This window comes from Spirulina subsalsa CS-330, from assembly GCF_028330765.1.
In the GTDB taxonomy this organism is placed as follows: domain Bacteria; phylum Cyanobacteriota; class Cyanobacteriia; order Cyanobacteriales; family Spirulinaceae; genus Spirulina; species Spirulina subsalsa_A.
The window spans coordinates 26,864-46,951 of sequence record NZ_JAQMTY010000209.1; the positions used below are offsets into that span (position 1 = coordinate 26,864).

The following is a 20,088-nucleotide window of genomic DNA, read 5'->3' on the forward strand; positions in this document are numbered from 1 at the left end:
TAGTCCTACGTTAGAAAATTGGTATCAAGCCGCCTTGTCTGGCGTTAAGCATAGACAAGGCAGTTTTTTCACCGTTGCTCAGATACCGGCTACTGCACAGACACAGAACCCGCTGCACAGCTTGCTCCGTCTGCGGTGACTGCGGGTATTTCGGGGGCGGTGGTGCTGTTTTCTTCGGTTTCACAGAGAATGCCTTGGGTGATGCCCTCGTCATCGATATAGACCAAGCCGGTGAAGCTTTTGGCCTCGTCGCCTTGGGCGGAGCCGGTAATCATGACGTTGTTGTCGGCTAAAACCATTTCGTAGGCGTAGTTTTCGTTGTCGGGACTGATGCTTAAGCCGAGGTCTTCAAAACTGTCGGTAAAGGCTTCGTTTTCGGCGTAGTAGGCCTGTTGGCCACTCATTAAGGCACTGACGGACAAGATTCCTTCGGAGGCGGCGGCGCGGGCGGCATTGTTTTCGAGTTCTTCGGCGAGGCTGACGATTTTTGTGTCTTCCGGGACAGCGGTGGCTTCGGACACTCGCTCAATGGGAATTTCATAGGCGATTTTTTCAGGACTCAGGCCTTCGGGGGCGATGAAGTACACTTTTTCATCATCGCTGAGGATAAACTGCACCGATTCGCCGGTATCGGGGTTAACGAATTCCCAAGTGCCCTGCCAATTGGTTTCTGCTGAACGGCTACAGGCGCTGAGGGCACTGAGACAGAGGCTGGAGAGAAGAACCCATTTAACGGCGTTCGATGGCATTAAGTTCATAGTAATTGGTCGATTTCACATACAACAAGCCTGACTGCGATCGCTGTTTTCGTCCATCAATCACAGGCGGCTTCTTTATCTTAGCGGCGATTTTTGCGATCATTGCTGGGATGAAACTAGCCTTGGCCAAGGGGAACGTTATCCTAGGATGGGGAATCTTTAACGTGAACGATCGCAATGGATTGGCAGGAAACAAGTAACAACTGGGTGTTAATTCCGCCCCAGCCGGTGGGGTTAGTGCATTTTTTGGGGGGGGCGTTTGTGGCCACCGCACCGCATTTGCTCTATCGCAGCTTGCTCGAAGCCCTCGCCCAGGCAGGGTATGGGATTATCGCCACGCCCTTTTTTACCCTCGAAACGTTGGATCATCAAGCGATCGCCCGGAATGTGTTGAATCGCTTTGAAACGGCGTGCGATCGCCTCACCCAGCGTCAACTCCTACCGCCCCATCTTCCCATCTACGGCATCGGCCACAGCATGGGCTGCAAACTGCACCTCCTGATCAACAGCCGTTACCCTGTCGAACGGGTGGGAAACGCGCTCATCTCCTTTAACAACTTTCCCATTGATCGCTCCATCCCCTTTGCCGATCGCCTCCAACTCCGCACCAGTTTTAACCTCGACTTTACCCCCACCCCCGCCGAAACCTTGGCGGTAATCAAAACGGACTATCCCGTCCAGCGGAATTTATTGATCAAATTTCGCCGCGATGACATTGACCAAACCTACGACCTCGCGCCCATCTTTGAAACCCGTTTCGCAACTCAGACCCGCTTCCAAATCTTGCCCGGAACCCACACCACCCCCCTGAGCCAACGCCTTAACTGGCAAGTGGGCAAAGCCTTCACCCCCCTCGATGCGATCGGGCAATGGGTAAAACAGGAAGTCTCTCGCGATCTCGATCGCCTCCAACAGGAGCTTTTGCACTGGTTGCGGGAGTGATGCGATCGCCTCCAGTCCGACATACCCCAGATTCACGAGTTTATGTTAACTTTAGTTTCAACTATTGTTAGGTCTGATAAGGGGACATGATGAGCTTTGAACTACCGGAATCTGTAAAAGTCTATTCCCAATTTTTTCATCCGATTCTGATGTGGGTTTTACTCGGACTTTCAATTTATGCGTTTTATCTCGGCTCCCAAAGTCGCAAGCTGCGCAAAGCCGATAAAGAAGTCCGCAAGGAAATGATCGGCAAAAACTTCACCGAGCGTCATTTTCGGACGGGTTCCATTGTGTTGGCTTTGATGATTTGCGGCACGGTGGGTGGCATGGCAGTCACCTACATTAACAATGGCAAGCTTTTCGTCGGCCCTCATCTCATCGCCGGACTCGGCATGACCGCTATGATTGCGGTTTCTGCCTCCCTCGTTCCGTTCATGCAAAAGGGTAATAATCTCGCTCGCATTACCCATATTTCCCTGAATATTTTCCTCTTGGGGCTGTTCGGTTGGCAGGCCTTCAGCGGCATGGATATCGTGACTCGGATTTTGAGCAATTTCTAAGGATCTGGGCTTTCCGTCTCGCTCGTGGCTGAGGTTTCAGACGTGATGTGAATGAGGCGGCGCGATCGCTTCGGTGGCAAGGGTAAGCCCATCCGGTCATGAAAGTCTTTTTGGACGGTCTGGGTGAGACGGGGCGAAATTTTGCGGACAATCTGGGTGAGGAGGCGATCGCCGGTCTTTTGAATTAAATCGCGGGGCAGTTTTTCAATAAACAGGGGAAACCGCAAGCGGACATTGAGGGTTAAGCCCCATTCCACTTTCGTGACTTGGGATGCGATCGCCTGATTCACCGGCCAATCCAACTCCGTCGAATTCACCCCCTCAATGGTCATCATCGCCCGATAGTCCACGTCATAACCCGGCGGCGTATAGTCCGGGACAGGGATACTGTACATGGTGTAGGTCCGGTCTGCCGGAGGGGCCAACACCACCGCCATCTTCGGCTCAACCTCATAGCCAAACGCCCCAAAATGCCCCACGGTCAACACATACCCATTATCTCCCAACGGTTCAGCCGTCATCGGTTGGGCGCAGTGCTTGAACCAATGTTCATGGGCATTGAGATAATTCTCAACCCGTTCCGGTTCACCATACATATCCATATTGCCCCGGAACTGAGTCCGAAACGCAAACACAGCCTCCCCAGCCGCCTGCTCCTGTTCCGCAGCGCCGTGATCCGTGGACTGGGTGGATGAATGGTTTTCTCCCAACGCAACAGGATCTGGAATTGCATCGACGGATGATGAGTCTGCACACGGAAACTGCATAGGACACCTGAGAGTAGGGCAGAATGACTTCAACTTACTCTATTATCCTAAACTCAACCCATTTAATTGTAAGGAACGTAACGAATGAAAGCTTTTGTTGCTGGCGCAACCGGACGCACCGGCCGTCAAATTGTCCAAGTTTTGCTCGAAAAGGACATCGCCGTTTGTGCCCTCGTGCGCAGTCTTGAAAAGGGTCAAACTGAATTACCCCAAGGGGTTGAACTCGTCGAAGGAGATCTCCTTAACCCCCCATCCTGGCAGGCGGCGTTAGCGGATTGTGATGTGGTGTTTTGTGCCGTCGGTGCAGCACCATCCCTGAACTTCACAGAACCCTACCAAGTGGATTACGTTGGCACAAAACACCTCATTGATGCCACGGAAAAACAGGGCATCGAACGCTTTATTTTGATTTCGTCCCTCTGTGTTTCGCAGTTCTTCCATCCGCTTAATCTGTTTTGGCTCGTGTTGTTTTGGAAGCAGCAGGTGGAACAGTACCTGCAAAAAACAGGACTGAAGTTTACGATCGTGCGACCCGGTGGACTCCTTGATACAGATAATGCTGATCCGCTGGTGGTGGCTAAGGCGGATACCTTATTTGAGGGGCGCATTCCCCGCCGGAAGGTGGCTGAGTTGGCGGTCGAATCTCTGTTCTATGACGATAGCCAGTACAAAATTATTGAAACTGTTGCCCAACCGGAGGCCCAGCCGCAGTCGTGGGAACACCTCTTTAGCACCTTGGCCGCGTAACGCGGGCTGAGGCATCAATAATCCCCTCAAGTCTGTTGCTCTGACAGGTTTGAGGGCAGATCCTCAATCGCCCCAATCCCTGGGGCGGGTTGAGGTTGAGGCGGCCCTGATCCAAGGCGTGCGGGCGATCGCTCCCGTGGACAATGTATAGCAATCAACAAGGGCATCAGGACAGGCAAGGGGCTTAAGCCCCTTGTTCCAGAGTCTTTAGAATGTCCTAACCGCTCTGGCTAGTGCTATATCAGGATTAACGTTGCTTGAGAATTAGTGCTAAATTTAACTTTTATGAAGTAACGCAACAGTTTCCTAGAAAACTATACAATCATTTACACAGACCGCCAGCCCTTGACCCACCCACGATCGCACAGATAAAACACACCATTGGATGCTCAACTCTCTATCTGTATTTACGCCAAGGCCGATCCCCTGATTCGGTCTCTTTCGCAGCAGCTAGGGAGCGATCGCTACAACTGCCATCTTTTTAGTGAACAAGTCGAACTGCTCAAATTCATCGAAGGTCACAAAACCGACATTGATTGCCTGATCATCCAAAACACAGAAGCAGACCTCAGCGTCCTCAACGAACTCTACGCCCACGGCATCCTCCTGCCCATCGTCATCATTGAACCCGCTCAATCCCAAAACACCGCCACCGAGCACAATGATCACGGGCTACTCCTCAACCCCACCCAATACCTCTATCACACCGGAGAAGTGCGACTCCTCGGCAGCGAAATCGCACAGATTGCCACCACCATCGATCGGGCGATCGCCAAATTCCTCAAACTCACCCCCAGCCGCCCCCCCAGCACCGACGAACTCCCCCCATCCCCCGAAACAGACGATCCGCCCAGCTTCCTCATCCTCCAGCAACGCCGCCTCGCCGAAAAACTCCAAGAACGCCTTGGCTACCTTGGCATTTACTACAAACGCAACCCCCAAGACTTCTTCCGCAACCTCTCCCGCCACGACAAACAAACCCTGATCACCGAACTCAAAGCAAACTATCGCGACATCATCCTTAACTACTTCGATACCGATTACCCCCTCAATCAACTCATCGATCAACTCGTCAACCGCGCCTTCTTCGCCGACCTATCCGTCTCCCAAATCCTAGAAATTCACATGGATCTCATCGACCAGTTCACCCAACAACTCAAGCTCGAAGGCCGCAGTGAAGACATCCTCCTCGACTATCGCCTTGCCCTCATCGACATCATCGCCCACCTCTGTGAAATGTACCGCCGCTCCATCCCCCGCGAAGACATTCCCTTTGAAGTCTTCTCTCGCCATGGATAACGAGCCTTAATCCCTTAGAATTATCTATACTCAAATTCCGTTTCCCATTGCCCACCACATGATCTATGAGTCCTCCAAAAAAAACGTATGTTCTCAAACTCTACGTTGCCGGAAATACACCCAACTCAGCCCGGGCCCTCAAAACATTGAAAGGCATCCTTGAGCATGACTTTCAGGGAGTGTACGCCTTAAAGGTGATTGATGTCCTCAAAAATCCCCAACTGGCAGAAGAAGACAAAATCTTAGCCACACCAACACTTTCAAAAGTGCTCCCGCCCCCCGTCCGTAAAATTATCGGCGACTTATCAGATCGCGAAAAAGTACTGATTGGTCTAGACTTACTATATGAAGAGATCAACGATGAGTAGCGCTTGATCTCTGGCGAAAAACATATCCCACCATTACACTTTTAAAACCATTATTGCTGCACCTAAAAAAGAATGAGTCATTTTGATTCTAGTGAATCACCGACATCGGAAAAAACTCTGGTTGGTGTCCGCAAAATCCAAACCTTAATTGAAGGATTTGATGAGATTAGTCATGGTGGCATGCCAGTAGAGCGGACAACCCTCGTCAGTGGAACATCCGGAACCGGAAAAACATTACTAGCGATCCAGTTTCTTTATAACGGCATCAAGCATTTCGGCGAATCCGGTGTTTTTGTCACCTTTGAAGAATCCCCCGCCGACATTATTACCAATGCCTATAGTTTTGGCTGGGATTTACAAGAACTAGTCGATGATGGCAAGCTCTTTATTCTCGATGCCTCCCCCGATCCTGAAGGGCAAGAAGTGGTGGGTAACTTTGACCTGTCTGCCCTCATTGAACGGATTCAATATGCGATTCGGAAATATAAAGCCAAGCGGGTTTCCATTGACTCCGTCACAGCCGTTTTCCAACAATACGAAGGAGCATCGGTTGTCCGGCGCGAAATCTTCCGATTAGTGGCTCGCCTCAAGCAAATTGGGGTCACCTCGATCATGACCACGGAGCGCGTCGAAGAATATGGGCCAGTGGCCCGGTTTGGGGTTGAAGAATTTGTCTCGGATAATGTGATCATTATTCGCAACGTTTTAGAAGGGGAACGGCGGCGGCGCACCATTGAGATTTTAAAATTGCGGGGGACAACCCACATGAAAGGGGAATACCCCTTCACCATTACCAACGATGGGATTAATATCTTCCCCCTCGGTGCGATGCGCTTAACCCAACGGTCATCGAATGTCCGGATTTCTTCCGGGGTGAAAACCTTGGATGAAATGTGCGGCGGCGGCTTCTTCAAGGATTCAATTATTCTCGCCACAGGGGCGACGGGGACTGGGAAAACCCTCCTCGTGAGTAAGTTTTTACAGGAAGGGTGCAACCAGGGTGAGCGGGCGATTTTATTTGCCTATGAAGAATCACGGGCCCAACTGTCGCGCAATGCGAATTCTTGGGGGGTGAACTTTGAAGAAATGGAGCAGAAAGGGTATCTCAAACTGCTTTGTAACTATCCTGAATCGGCAGGCTTAGAGGATCATTTACAAATGATCAAGTCGGAAATTGAGGAATTCAAGCCGTCGCGGATTGCGATCGATTCTCTATCGGCATTGGCGCGGGGGGTGACGAATAATGCGTTCCGTCAGTTTGTGATTGGCGTGACGGGTTATGCGAAACAGGAAGAAATCACCGGCTTTTTCACGAATACGACGGATCAATTTATGGGGTCAAACTCCATTACAGAGTCCCATATTTCAACGATTACCGACACGATTATCATGCTCCAATATGTGGAGATTCGGGGTGAAATGTCGCGGGCGATTAACGTCTTTAAAATGCGGGGATCGTGGCATGATAAGGGGATTCGAGAATATAGCATTAATTCTGAAGGCCCTGATATTAAGGATTCGTTCCGGAACTATGAGCGTTTAATTAGTGGTTCACCGACTCGCATTATGGTGGATGAAAAAACCGAGCTTTCCCGGATTGTGCGGGGGGTGCGTGATAAAACGATTGATGAGGATTTGGGTTAAGGCCGAATCCGTTCAATGTTTGCCTTCTGTAGCCTGACTCGATGGGCGGTTTTCTGGATCTTGATCGAAGTCTGCGCGATCGCACACCCCACGGCTATCCCCATAATCTGGGTGGTTAGGGTAGTTTGAAGACGCTCAATGCTGGCGCGATTAACGCCCCAGGGCATGGAGAGCGTTGATTTTTTCCGTACAGAGGGCGGTGGTCGCCTCTAGATCCGCCCGCTTACTGGATGCGGGGGGGGGCAATAGTTCACCCACGCGGATGGTGAGGGGGGTGGGGCGGGGTAGGGGCGACCCTTTGACGAGAATTTTCTCAGTTCCCCACAAACTGGTGGGCAACAGGGGGGCGTTGAGTTTGGCGGCGAGCAGTGCCGCCCCTAGTTTCGGATCGGTGACGCGGCCATCGGGGGTGCGCGTGCCTTGGAGAAAGATCCCAACGGCCCAACCGTCGTGACTGGCTTGGATCGCGGCTTTGATGGCACTGCGATCGGCGGCTTGGCGATTGACAGGATAAGCACCGTAGAGGCGAATCATCGGGCCGAGAATGGGAACGTTAAACAGTTCTTCCTTGGCCATGAAGGCGACGGGGCGTTCTAGGGAGGTGGAGAGGAGGGGCGGGTCAAAATAACTGGCATGGTTCGAGACGACCACCAGGGGGCCAGAGCGGGGCACGCGCTCCACATTGTAGATCCGACCTTGAAAATAGGTGTTGTAGACTGGGGCGATGATTGACCATTTCGTGCCGGAGAAGAGGGCCAGGCTAATGAGGGGTTCGCGATCGCGCTGGGTCGGGGCCGCTTCGGACATAGGCTAGTGGGACTGATTGCGGATAAACTAGCCCCCATTCTCTCATATTCCCTTCAGACATCTTCGCTTTGGACGGTGGATTTACGGCGGCGGGTTTGGTAAATGGGGACGGGGCGATCGATGCCTTTAAAGTTGCGATCGCCCAGCAGATAAAACCCCGCCCGCCTCGTCAAGCGGTTATAGGTATCAGCAGAAATCACACATTCACTCGGCGGACAAATCCCCTCCATCCGCGCCGCCAAATTCACCGTCGCCCCCAACACCGTATAGTCCACCCGTTGAGAACTGCCCACATCTCCCACCACCGCCCGACCACTATTAATCGCCACATGCAACTCCAACGGCTCCGCCCAGGCCCCCGACGCATTGAGTTGATCCAAACGCTTCAGCATCCCCAACGCCGCCCGCACCGCCCGATCCGCATGATCCTCTTGGGGGTCAGGCGCACCAAAAAACGCCATAATACAGTCGCCAATAAACTTATCCAACGTCCCGCCCATGGCAAAGACAAACTGCAACATTTCCTCAAAAAAGCGATCGAGCATCTGGGCAATTTGGGACGGGGTCATCCGCTCCGCCATCGCCGTAAACCCGACAATATCCGCGAAAATAATGCTAATTTCCGTCTCAATCGGATCAACACGCCCCTGATCGATCTTGCCGCGAGCAATCAACTGCTGCACCACCGCCGGAGAATGGTAACGCTCCAATTGTTGGCGAATCCGTTCTTCCCCCTGCAAACGACGGCGCAACAACCACCGCTGCACACTGTAGGCCACCAAATTCGCCACCGTCGAGAAAAAACTAAGGTCTTCTTCATCGTTGGCGGCATCGCCCGACTCCATCAGCCGTAAATTCGCATCGGCATACAAGACCCCCACCACTTGGTTTTTATCCCAAAGGGGAACGGCCAAAGCCCCCCGAATCCCCTTCGCCAGAATACTTTGCTCCCCTTCAAATCGTTCATCGGCTTGGGCATCGACGGTTTTAATCGCCACCTTATCGCTAAACACTTTTTTGCAAATACTGCGGCTGATCCAGCTATGGCTATGGGTTTCGGTGGCGTTGCTTTGATGGCGGGCGGCGGCATCCACGAGGCGCAGCGTGCCGTCACTCTCCACATCCACGAGGAGGGCGAGGCGTTGAATATCGTTCAGTTCTTTAAAAATAATGCTCTGCACTTTCTCAAAGATCGCATCAATGGATTCTGCGGAACTCAAACCCTTAGAAATTTCCACAAGATATTGCAGACGGGCGATCATCCGTTGCTGGGTACTAAAAGTTTCGTCCGCATAATCGACATTGAGCCATTGCTGTTGGAGTTCTTCCGCGCTGCGTAGGATGGTGTGTTGGGTGCGGGATGAAACTTGGGTGCGTCGGGCGGCGTGGGTTTCCACGAGGTAGACCATGATGAATGCATTGCCGATCTGGATTGCATCATTATGTTCAATGCAGTGGGGGCCTTGGATGAGCACTTGATTCACCACGGTGCCGTTGGTACTGCCGAGATCTTCAACAAACCACTGCCCGTCACGATTTTGATAAATGCGGCTATGGTGGCGAGAGACTTCTGAAAAGGGTAAACAGAGGTCGCATTCTGGCAATCGGCCGACGATTAATTCTCCATGGCTCAGGCTCAAGACTCGCTCTGGATTGCCGTCTACATGAATACGGAGCTTCAGTTCCGCCATAGATTCTCCGCCATAGATTCATCCACTCCCAAACGGGTATCAAGAGGATCGCCTCTCCATAACTACTCTACTCAAGAAAGTCAGGATGATTCGGATAGTTATCAAGATCCTTTCGGAAAAGGAGGTGCGATCGCACTCCCCCCATTCCCTCCAGAGAACGGATACAGTCCAAACGCTCCAGCGCCGATCGATGCAAATTAAGCCCTGTAGATTAGGGTGCATCCCACTTTTGCAGATTCCCATGGCTCACCAGGGAGCACCCTCATCCCCAGCCCTTCTCCCGCAGGAGAAAGGAGCCAAAAGCTCTCTCCTGAGGGAGAGGGTTGGGTGAGGGATTGCATAACTGGGATGCACTCGTAGATTCAGCCCTAGCACGTTTAGAGCACAGTCATTTTATTTAGTTGTCATCGTCCAAACCCCATCCCAATCCTTCGCGGGCGGGTTTTTGATGAAGTGCTGACAGCGACCCATATGGAGGTACGACGCTTTATCGTTGGGGAACACTTCGAGCACCGTGGCAAAGTAGGGCAGTGCCAAAGAGAAGTTTTGGGACTTATACAAGTCTCGACCCCGGCTATAGAGTTCGATCACCTGTTCATGGTGGGAGGGCAAGGGCTGCCCCACTTCTTCGACGAGTTCAAAGACGCTCACCGGCTGGGTTTTCCCTTTCACCCGAATGCAGTCGAGTTCCCGCACAATCAGGTGTTCGTGACATTGGTTATAGGTGTTTTCGCTGATCACGATGTCACAGCCGTATTGCTTACTGGCCGCCTCTAAGCGGGAACTGAGGTTAACCCCATCCCCGATCGCGGTGAATTCCATCCGCTTACTCGAACCAATGTTGCCGCTAATGACCGTATCGGAGTTAATCCCGATCCCGATTTTGATGATGTCTTTGCCAACGGCAGCCCGTTCGTCGTTGTAGACTTTCAGGCGGCGGCGCATATCAAGGGCACTTTTGGAGGCCATGAGGGCGTGATCTTCGAGCTTGTTCGGCGTTCCAAACACCGCCATCATCGCGTCCCCGATGTATTTATCCAAAATGCCTTTGTGGTCAAACACCGCTTCCACCATACTTTCAAAGTATTCGTTAAGCATGCTGACCACTTCTTCAGCGGTGAGGCGTTCTGTGAGGCTGGTGTAGCTGCGGATGTCGGAGAAAAGGACGGACACTTCTTTGCGATCGCCCCCCATTTGAATCTCGCCCCCATCGAGCAACTGTTCCGCCAACTCTTGGTTCATGTAGCGATACATCGTGCTCTTGAGCCGCTTCTCATCGCTGATATCATCCATCACCACCAACGCCCCAGAGACTTGGCTCTCGTCCGCTGCATCGGCGATCGTATTGATCGACAGGTTCACACTATGCTCATTACCGCCCGCCGCAATAATGGTCTGATCCGGATAATATTGTTGACGATCTTTGAGGTCATTGGGCGCAAGGGCACGTTCAAAGGATTCCGAGAATTCCCCCTTCTTCGCCACATCGGCCTTGTCTGTCACCTCTTTACCCTTGATTTCGAGCAATTCGCTCATCATCTTGCCTTCAATGGGATTGTCCTCAGAAAAACCAAGCAGGGCTTTAGCGCGTTCATTGGCCGCCAACACCATACCGTTTTTATCCGTGGAAATCACGCCATTGCTCAAGCTGCGCAGGATATCCCGCTGCATTTGTTCCTGTTGCTTGACGCGGGCGAAGAGCTTCGCATTTTGGAGCGCAACCCCGGCTTGGATGTTGAACGCCCGCATGAATTCTTGGTCGCTGCGGTTGAAGCTCGCTTTCCAGCATTCCGGCGGTTCAGGCCAGTTCTCTGGATTGTAGGGGGGATGGTCGCCCTGCTTGAGTTTGTTAACTAGTTGGGTCACACCAATCAACTGCTTATCGGAGTTATACACCGGCATACAAAGCAGGCTACAGGTGCGGTATTTGGTCGTTGCGTCGGTTTTTTTCGAGTTCTCCGCGTCGGGGTGATTGTACAGGTCAAAGCCAATATTGAGCACTTCTCCCGTTGCGCCCACTCGACCGGCAAACCCGACTCCTAGGGGAACTCGCAATTCTAAGGTTTTGCCATCGGGCAGGGCAATTTTAGTCCAGAGATCATTTTTCTCATCGTCGATCAGCCAGAGGGTGCTGCGATCGGCGTTCATCAGTTTTTTCGCCGCGTCCATCACCGTGCGGAGGGTGGTGTCGAGGTCTAAATTCCCTTTGCTGAGGGAATTGGTGGCTTCGATCAGGGCGTTGGCGGCGCGTTGACGTTGGGTGGCTTTATAGAACGATCGCGACGATTCCAGAATCAGCCGAATCGAGGGGGCGAAGTTCTCGAAAACATCAAGATCGTTTTGGGTGAAGCCGGTGTGGGAGATGCGATCGTCTAGGGGCGCATCGGGATCAAAGCCCGGCTCTAGCTTATTGATCAGTTGAACCACCGCCACCAATTCCTCGTCCTCATTCAGGAGCGGCAGGGCCAACATGGAGTAGGTGCGATAATGATTGCGCTTATCAAATTCTTTCGCGGCTTCGGAGCGCGGATCATCGTAGAAATCAAAGGGAATATTGATGACATGCCTGAACTGGGCCACTTCCCCAGCGATGCCGCGCCCCACGGGAATCCGAATCTCGATGGGTTTGCCATCACTGCCCTTCGCGACAATCGACCACAGTTCATCTTGGTCATCGTCGAGGAGATAGATGGTGGTGCGATCCGCGCCGAGGAGTTCCCCGGTTTTGAGGGTGATCGATCGCAACATTTCATCTAGAACCGCGTCAAATCCTTGGCTGTCGATGATATTGTCGAGCAAGCCTAGGGTTTGATTCACCACTTTCAGCTTGTCTTCGACCTCAACCACAACCTGCTGAAAACTGTCTTTGTTGAGGGGGGCGAGGAAGTTGGAGAAGGTTCCCGTCGGCGTGACTAAAGCACTACTAGAACTGTTATTCTCTCCCCCGCCGTTCTGCTCTACATTGACGTTGTCCTGTTCAGGAAAAACGTCAACGGTTTGCCCGGTATACTCAAGTTTTGTGGGCGGTTGAGATGCAGCAGTCATAGCTCTCTACAGTGTCTAGGTCTTGGATCGAGTTGGGATTATTTTAACGGTTAAACTTCGGACGCGATCATCAACTCAGCTTTATAATACTGACAATTTTCCTTTAGTCTACCCATTGCCCCCTGTTTACGCCTGATCTTAATCCTTCATCAATCTTCACATAGGCATGGCGCGATCGCAGCTTCCGCCTCGGTTGGTGATCCCACGGGTTGGGCGGACGCGGCGCGGTTAGGTGCGTTTTGCATCGGCTTGGCTGAGGAGGGATTCGGCAAAGGCGATCGCATCTTGGGCCGAATGGCCGCCCGTGAGTTGAGCGAGTTCGGCTTTGCGGCTGTCGTGGTGGTCGAGACGGGTGACGCGCACGAGGGTACGGGGGGCGGATTTTGGGGCTTTTTCCACCTGTTTATCGACCCGAAAATGGGCATCGGCCAGGGCAGCGATCAAGGGTTGATGGGTGACACAGAGAATTTGATGGCTCTGGCTGAGGTGATGGAGTTTGGCGGCGATCGCCTGGGCCACTTTCCCCGACACGCCCGCATCAATTTCATCAAAAATCAGGGTTTTTCCGGCCTGGGTCTGATCCCCAGAGAAACAGGCCTTGAGGGCGAGGAGAAACCGACTCATTTCCCCCCCCGATGCCGTTTCGGCCAAGGGTTGCAGCGGTTCGCCGGGGTTGGGACTGAAGTAGAACACCACCTGATCCCCGCCGTGGGCGGTGGGTTCAATCGGAAGAAGGCGGCAGTCAAACTGAACTTTGTCCATGGCGAGGGGTTTGAGTTCGCGGACGAGTTGCTTAGTGAGGCGTTGGGCGGCGCGATCGCGCTGGCTGTGGAGATGGTCGCAGCCCGTTGTTAAGATTTGATGACAATCCCGGTGGGCCTGTTCCAATTGATCCAGGGATTGATCGCCATTGGTGAGGTCATGAAGTTCTGAAGCGATCGCGTCAGCATGGGCGATCGCATCGGGAAGATCGGGGCCATATTTGCGACAGATCTGCCGGAGGGTGGTGAGACGGCTTTCGACTTCGGCGAGACGTTCCGGGTCAGATTCGAGACTGTCGCTGTAGCGGTTGAGCAGTTGCCCCGCGTCGATCACCTGATTTAAGGCACTTTGTACCATTTCTAACACGCCCTCTAGGTGGCTGTCGTAGTGGGTCATGCTCTCCACCTGGGCTTGGACTTGACCGAGGCGATCGGCGATCGCTTCTCCCCCCTGCTCGTTTTGGTAGAGGTCTTGATAGGCCTGATACCCCATCTGCTGCAACTCCACCACATGGGAGAGGCGATCGCGCTCCTGTTCGAGTTGGGTCAATTCGTCGGGGTCGTCAAGGTCGGCTTCGGTGAGTTCTTGGTGTTGGTAGCGGAGCCAATCGAGGCGTTGGAGGCGGTCTTTTTCCGATTGGCGGTGGGCATCAAGGGCGCGTTGGGCCTGGCGATAGGCGGCGAAGGCCTCGGCTACTTGGCTGCGGGCTTTGAGCAGGGCTGTACCGCCGTAGCTGTCGAGGAGTTCCCGCTGATGACTGGCGATCAGGAGTTGGGCGGTTTGACCCTGGGCGGTGATTTCGACGAAGCGATCGCGCAATTGACTAACTAATTGCCGATTCACCAGCACGCCGTTAATCCGAGAGCGCGATCGCAAACTGCCCTGAGTCGCGGAAAATTCCCGACTACAGATGATGCTGTCCTCGTCGATCAGGTCAATTTCCTGACGCTGCAACCACAATCGCAGATCCTCCGTGAGGGCAAATGTCCCTTCGACACAGCCGCGATCGCACCCCGTCCGCAAGAGGCGACTGGTGACTTTTCCCCCCAACACCGCATCAATGGCATCGAGAATAATCGATTTTCCCGCCCCGGTTTCCCCGGTGAGCACTGTTAACCCTGCCCCTAGCTCTAATTCCAACTGATCCACGAGGGCAAAATTTTCAATCCGCAGCGATCGCAACATAAAACCTCCTCAAATTCCCCAACTCTCAACGCAATGTAGAACAGGCAAGGGGCTTAAGCCCCTTGTTCTAGTGTTAGAACAGGCAAGGGGCTTAAGCCCCTTGTTCTAGTGTTATTGATGTTTGCTTGATCCATGAGTTAATTTGTATGCCTTGGCATTCTAACCCGCATTTTCGCCTGTGGGTTTGGGGCGGGTTTGCGAAGGTGGATGTAATGCATCTCATGGCGACCCCTCCCCCAGGCGAGGGCACATGGCTCCCTTCTCCTAGGGGAGAAGGGTCGGGGATGAGGGCGGTTATTGGGGTGGGTTTCGTCTAAAATGGGGAGAGCGCAAGGTTTCCAGCGAGTGGAAGCCCGAATCAAAAATTCATAAAGTTGAGATTGTCTAGTGTTTGATCTTTATCTGAAGGAATTAATTACAGCGGTCAAAAAGGGTAATGCCACAGAACATACTCACCGCCCCACGTTGCAACGGTTATTAGAGTCTTTAGAGTCTGGGTTAACGGTCACAAATGAGCCGAAACGGATCAAGTGTGGTGCGCCGGATTTTGTGATTACTCGGCAGTTGCAGGAGATTGGTTATGTTGAAGCGAAGGATGTGGGGATTGCGTTAAAAAAAGTAGAAAAGTCCGATCAAATGAAGCGATATTTGGCGGCTTTGGGAAATTTGATCTTAACGGATTATGTGGAATTTCGGTGGTATGTGGGGGGCGTGTTTCGTTCGGCGGCGAGTTTAGGGAGTTTTGATAAAAAGGGTCAGTTTAAGGTAGATCCAGAGGGTCAACAACAGGTTAAAGGTTTACTAAAAGGGTTTCTAGAGGCGCAGGTTTCCCAGGCAAGAACGCCGAAGGATTTGGCGCAAAAGATGGCCAGTTTGGCGCAGTTAATTCGAGATGCGATCGCTATCAAGTTAAAGGATGCAACGGATGGGGTTTTGTTTGATCAATATGAGTCATTCCAAAAGGTTTTAATTTCGGGTTTAACGCGGGCTGATTTTGCGGATATGTACGCGCAGACGATCTGTTATGGGTTGTTTGCGGCGCGGTGTAATACGAAAACGCCTCATGATTTTTCGCGGAAGACGGCGGCGTTTGAGTTACCGAAAACGAATCCTTTTTTGCGGGATATTTTTGATAAGATTGCCGGGATTGATCTGGATGGAAGTATTGCGTGGGCGGTGGATATTCTGGCGAATATTCTGAAGCTGACGGATATGGCGGCGATTTTACAAGACTTTGGGAAACGGACGCGCCGAGAAGATCCGGTGGTGCATTTTTATGAAACGTTTCTGGCGGAATATGATCCGAAGATGCGGCAATCACGGGGGGTCTACTATACGCCGGAGCCTGTGGTTTCCTATATTGTGCGGAGTGTGGATTATATTTTAAAGGAAAAGTTTGGGATTAAGGATGGTTTGGCGAGTAAGCAAACGGTAACGATTCCCGACCCGAAAGATCCGCAAAAGATGATCGAATCGCATCAGGTTTTAATTCTTGATCCGGCGGTGGGGACAGGGACGTTTTTGCATGGGGTGATTGATCATATTTATGAGAATTATAAGAATAGAAAGGGGATGTGGTCGAGTTATGTAGAGCAACATCTTTTACCACGTTTGTTTGGGTTTGAGTTGTTGATGGCTCCCTATACAGTAGCTCACATGAAATTGGGTTTACAGTTACAGGAATTAGGTTATAGATTTGATTCGGATGAACGGTTAAAAATTTATCTTACAAATACCTTACAAGAAGCATTTCAACTTGAACAACAAATGATTAGTTTTGGTTCTCGTATCAAAGCAGAAGCAGAAGAAGCAAAAGATATTAAACAAGACAATCCTGTAATGGCTATTCTAGGTAATCCTCCTTATTCTGGCAAGTCGTTTAATAAAGGAACTTGGATTATAGATTTATTACATGGAAAAGATACACTTTTTAATATTTCCAGAGAAAATTATTTTGAAATTGATGGAGAAAAGCTTAGTGAGAGAAATCCAAAGTGGATCAATAATGACTATGTAAAATTTATCCGTTTTGCTCAATGGCGTATTGAAAAAACCGGATATGGGGTCGTTGCTTTAATTACAGACAATGGATATCTTGATAATGTTACATTTCGGGGTGTTCGATCAAGCTTGATGAATACTTTTGACGAAATTTACATCTTAGATTTACATGGGAATAGCAATAAACAAGAAATTTGTCCTGATGGTTCTCCAGATCAAAATGTTTTTGATATTAAACAGGGAACTTCTATCTGCTTCTTTATTAAATATCAAAATCAATCTGCTGAAAAAGCAAAAATTCATCATACTGAGATCTGGGGCAAAAGAGAAATTTTTTCCAATAAACAGTTAACAGGAGGGAAATATCACTGGCTGAATGAAAATTATATGAAATCTACATTCTGGAATTCTGTTGAGACACTGAAGCCATTTTATTTTTTTAAACCCTTTGCAATTGAGATGCAAAAAGAATATTTTGCTTATCCTGCTTTAACTGAGATAATTTTTGCGGAAGACAAGAAAGTAGTAGGCTTTCAAAGCCATAGAGAACACTTTGCCATTGACTTTGACAAACAAGAACTTAAAAAACGTTTTCAAGAATTAAGAGACAACAAGCTAAATGATTCTGAATATGCTGATAAGTATCAAGTTTTTGATAATCGAGATTGGAATTTAGAATCTGCAAGAAAAGCTATCTGCAATGATGGAGAGTGGGAAGAGAAAATCACAAAATGCTCTTATCGAGCGTTCGATACTCGATATTGCTATTTTGATCATGTAGCAATGGATTATCCAAGACGAGAATTGTTAGATCACGTCTTTGAAAAAGATAATCTTTGCTTGAACACAGTGCGTCAAACAAAACTAGATAGTTGGCAACATTGCTTAGTTTCTAATGTGCCATCCTCTGCTTTATTTTTAGAAGTCAAAGATGGTTCAAGTGTTTTTCCTCTATATCTTTACCCTACAGAAAAAGCAACAATTTTTGAACCAGAGCCAACAACCGCCCCCGGCGGTCGTCGCCCAAACCTAGATGAGAAATTCATTCAAGAATTTGCAGAAAAACTAAACCTAAAATTCATATCCGACGGCAAAGGCGACCAAAAGAAAACCTTTGGCCCCGAAGACATTTTTAACTACATTTACGCCGTCTTCCACTCCCCCACCTATCGCAGCCGTTACGCCGAATTCCTCAAAATCGACTTTCCCCGCGTCCCCCTCACCCGTAACAAAAAACTCTTCTGGCAACTCGCAACCCTAGGCGACGAACTCGTACAGATCCACCTCATGAATCGCCAACTGGAAACCATCACCGGCTTCCCCATCGAAGGCGATAATAAGATCGAAAAAATCACCTACACCGAACCCACCCAAGACCAAAACGGCAAAGTCTACATCAACAAAACCCAATACATCGATAACATTCCCCCAGACATTTATCACTTCCGAATTGGCGGCTATCAAGTCTGTAATAAATGGCTAAAAGACCGCAAAGGACGCGAATTCACCGACGATGACTTTGAACACTATAGCCAAATCATCGTCATTTTAAAACGTACCCAAGAACTCATGAACGATATCGATCAGGTCATCGAAAAACACGGCAGCTTTCCCATCCAATAAACACCCCGTAACCTTCTGTCTTCTTCCACACCTGTCCTTAACTCCAATCTTGGGACTCTTCCCCTCCCTTCGTGCGGCGGTAAATTTGGCCGCTGGCGTGGATAGCGCGGGTTTGGGCGAAGAGCGTCTCCGGGGTCAGGTCGTAGGTCGTGAGGAGAGCGCTTAATTCCGCTTGAAACGATCGCGCACCGGGGAAATTTTGGTAACGAATCAGCAGGCGAGCCAGTTCAACCTTGTTGTAGTCCGACAGGTTGGCATCGCGTTTGATCGCGTCGAGGATGAGGCGATCGCGGCTTTCTTGGGGGTGGCGTTGGTCATTGGTTTGGGTCATCGGTCGGCAAATCAACAGGAGCAGACGGCAATAACCACAGTTTAATCTGACCCCGCAGATCCCCGCTGGCCAACTGCCGCCCATCGGGATGAATCGCCAAGGACATCACCCAATCCTGATGCCCATCCCAATGCTCTTGTAATCGTCCATCGGCCATGTCCCAAAGGCGAATTCCGTCATGGCTGCCACTGATCACCGTTGTGCCGTCGGGAGTGAGGGCGATCGCACGAATGCCCCCCGTATGGCCCCGCAGAGTAGCGCGTTGCTGACCCGTAGCCAGATCCCAGAGGATCAGCGTCCGGTCGGCGCTGGCGGTGATTAGGGTTTCACCATCGGGGCTAAAGCGGAGGGCCGTGATAGCGGCAGGATGGGCGGGAAACGTGGTGAGTAGGTTGCCGGTGCGGAGATTCCATAACTGCACCGTCCCGTCCAATGTGCCCGCCGCCAGGGTGTAGCCGTTGGGATGCACAGCGATCGCGGCGATCGCTTGAAAGCGCACCAGAGTATAGAGGGGCCGTTGTTGGTCTAAATCCCAGAGCCGCACCCCCTCCAGCCCGGCACTAATCAACACCGTTTCATCCGGCGTTAAGGCGAGATCAAGAATATTCGCCGTGTGGTAGCGGAGGGTTTGCTGGAATTCGCCGTCCGGAAAGGCCCAGAGGTTCACCTCGCTATCTGCCCCGGCACTAATCAGCAATTCTTGACGCGCACTCAAGAGCAGATCCACCACCCCCAAACTCTGGCTCCGGGTTGTTTCCACCAGTTTCCCGGACTTCAAACTCCACATCCTCAAGCGGCCATCATTATGGCCGCCCCCACTGATCAGCAGTTGGCCGTCGGGACTGAAGGCGATCGCATTCACCGCCGTATTTTGGGCTTGGAAGGTGCGCTGTACCGTCGGCTCCTCAGCGTGGCTCTGGAGGGGATGCAAGAGGGCGATCGCGACCACTGCCGCCGCCCAATACCGATAGATCATGGCTGTTGCAAATTGGGGCAAATGGTGCGCTCGATCAGGTGGGCGGGGGGTTGATCTTCCCAGCCGGAGAGGATGCCTTCGAGTTCAAGGCGGAGAATTTCCAAGTTGGCGATTTGGGCGTGAATGTTGTCGAGTTTTTGCTGTAGGCGTTCTTTGATTGCGCCACAGGGAAGCGTTCCCCCATCATGCACCATCAGCAGATCGTGAATATCTCGCAAACTGAGGCCGAGGGCTTGCGATCGCTTAATAAACGCCAACCGATTAAACACGTCCGGGTCAAACAGACGATAACCGGAGGGCGATCGCCGCATCACCGGATTTAATAAATCGGCCTCGGTATAAAACCGAATGGTTTTCACCGAAAGGCCACTCTCTTGAGCCACTTGACCAATTTTTAACCCTAGGGCTGAACGGCGGGACGTTGACATCAATCACACTGGAATTCATCGAAAATTTGGGTAGAAACCCCGTCCTTCTAGGACGGCTTGATGTTAGTATAATCCTTGGTCAACGACCCACCCGAGACGATGGATCAGACAGCCTACACGAGCGAAGTCCAGTTGTACTGGCGGCGCAGCAAAA

General features: G+C 51.2%; 16 protein-coding genes. 7 read left to right on the top strand and 9 right to left on the bottom strand.

The genetic code is table 11. The annotated features are described in order from the left end of the window. Positions 1-89: 89 nt before the first annotated feature. Positions 90-758, bottom strand: coding sequence for a type IV pilin-like G/H family protein (locus tag PN477_RS14640; RefSeq protein ID WP_272147370.1), 669 nt, complete (start codon positions 756-758; stop codon positions 90-92). A gap of 177 nt (positions 759-935) precedes the next feature. Here PN477_RS14640 and PN477_RS14645 point away from each other — a divergent pair, with 177 nt between their 5' ends. After that, complete coding sequence (locus tag PN477_RS14645) at positions 936-1,700, top strand: DUF1350 family protein (protein WP_272120910.1); 765 nt, start codon at positions 936-938, stop codon at positions 1,698-1,700. Between the two features lie 89 nt (positions 1,701-1,789). After that, positions 1,790-2,260: a DUF4079 domain-containing protein gene (locus PN477_RS14650; RefSeq protein ID WP_417158829.1), complete on the top strand. Its 471-nt coding sequence runs from the start codon at positions 1,790-1,792 to the stop codon at positions 2,258-2,260. On the opposite strand, the gene PN477_RS14655 is transcribed toward PN477_RS14650, so the two are convergent. After that, a complete protein-coding gene (locus PN477_RS14655) occupies positions 2,257-3,027 on the bottom strand; it encodes a DUF1997 domain-containing protein (RefSeq protein WP_272120913.1) in 771 nt (256 codons plus the stop codon). The two genes, PN477_RS14650 and PN477_RS14655, sit on opposite strands and share 4 nt — an antisense overlap. 84 nt (positions 3,028-3,111) lie before the next feature. On the opposite strand from PN477_RS14655, the gene PN477_RS14660 reads away from it, so the two are divergent. From PN477_RS14660 to kaiC, 4 genes are all read left to right on the top strand, one after another. Further along, the gene (locus PN477_RS14660) at positions 3,112-3,774 is read left to right on the top strand and encodes an NAD(P)H-binding protein (RefSeq protein ID WP_272120914.1); all 663 of its coding nucleotides are present in this window, start codon (positions 3,112-3,114) and stop codon (positions 3,772-3,774) included. Positions 3,775-4,155: 381 nt separating this feature from the next. Next, on the top strand, positions 4,156-5,073 hold the full coding sequence (locus tag PN477_RS14665; RefSeq protein WP_272120915.1) for a circadian clock protein KaiA: 918 nt from the start codon (positions 4,156-4,158) through the stop codon (positions 5,071-5,073). 65 nt (positions 5,074-5,138) lie between these two features. Then, positions 5,139-5,441 carry a circadian clock protein KaiB gene (gene kaiB, locus PN477_RS14670; RefSeq protein WP_072619351.1) on the top strand — a complete coding sequence of 101 codons (303 nt, stop codon included), beginning with the start codon at positions 5,139-5,141 and terminating at the stop codon, positions 5,439-5,441. 72 nt (positions 5,442-5,513) lie between these two features. Then, positions 5,514-7,085, top strand: a complete 1,572-nt coding sequence (gene kaiC / locus PN477_RS14675; RefSeq protein ID WP_072619350.1) for a circadian clock protein KaiC — start codon at positions 5,514-5,516, stop codon at positions 7,083-7,085. Between the two features lie 150 nt (positions 7,086-7,235). Here the strand turns inward: kaiC and PN477_RS14680 are convergent, their stop codons facing one another. From PN477_RS14680 to recN, 4 genes are all read right to left on the bottom strand, one after another. Further along, positions 7,236-7,892 (bottom strand): lysophospholipid acyltransferase family protein, encoded by a 657-nt coding sequence (locus tag PN477_RS14680; RefSeq protein ID WP_272120916.1) that lies wholly within the window; start codon positions 7,890-7,892, stop codon positions 7,236-7,238. Between the two features lie 53 nt (positions 7,893-7,945). Then, positions 7,946-9,583: an adenylate/guanylate cyclase domain-containing protein gene (locus PN477_RS14685; protein WP_272120918.1), complete on the bottom strand. Its 1,638-nt coding sequence runs from the start codon at positions 9,581-9,583 to the stop codon at positions 7,946-7,948. 393 nt (positions 9,584-9,976) lie between these two features. After that, positions 9,977-12,628 (bottom strand): adenylate/guanylate cyclase domain-containing protein, encoded by a 2,652-nt coding sequence (locus PN477_RS14690; protein ID WP_272120920.1) that lies wholly within the window; start codon positions 12,626-12,628, stop codon positions 9,977-9,979. A gap of 228 nt (positions 12,629-12,856) precedes the next feature. Continuing rightward, positions 12,857-14,575 (bottom strand): DNA repair protein RecN, encoded by a 1,719-nt coding sequence (gene recN, locus PN477_RS14695; protein WP_272120922.1) that lies wholly within the window; start codon positions 14,573-14,575, stop codon positions 12,857-12,859. 387 nt (positions 14,576-14,962) lie between these two features. Here recN and PN477_RS14700 point away from each other — a divergent pair, with 387 nt between their 5' ends. Continuing rightward, entirely contained in the window at positions 14,963-18,199 is a 3,237-nt protein-coding gene (locus PN477_RS14700) for a type ISP restriction/modification enzyme (protein WP_272120924.1), read from the top strand. A 37-nt stretch (positions 18,200-18,236) separates the two neighbouring features. On the opposite strand, the gene PN477_RS14705 is transcribed toward PN477_RS14700, so the two are convergent. The 3 genes from PN477_RS14705 to PN477_RS14715 are packed head-to-tail and all read right to left on the bottom strand — an operon-like array spanning position 18,237 to position 19,934. After that, positions 18,237-18,530 (bottom strand): DUF3288 family protein, encoded by a 294-nt coding sequence (locus PN477_RS14705; protein ID WP_272120926.1) that lies wholly within the window; start codon positions 18,528-18,530, stop codon positions 18,237-18,239. Continuing rightward, positions 18,514-19,506: a WD40 repeat domain-containing protein gene (locus PN477_RS14710; protein WP_272120928.1), complete on the bottom strand. Its 993-nt coding sequence runs from the start codon at positions 19,504-19,506 to the stop codon at positions 18,514-18,516. The genes PN477_RS14705 and PN477_RS14710 overlap by 17 nt, the downstream gene beginning before the upstream one ends. Next, complete coding sequence (locus tag PN477_RS14715; protein WP_272120930.1) at positions 19,503-19,934, bottom strand: heavy metal-responsive transcriptional regulator; 432 nt, start codon at positions 19,932-19,934, stop codon at positions 19,503-19,505. Before PN477_RS14715 ends, PN477_RS14710 begins: the two co-directional genes overlap by 4 nt. Positions 19,935-20,088 lie beyond the last annotated feature (154 nt).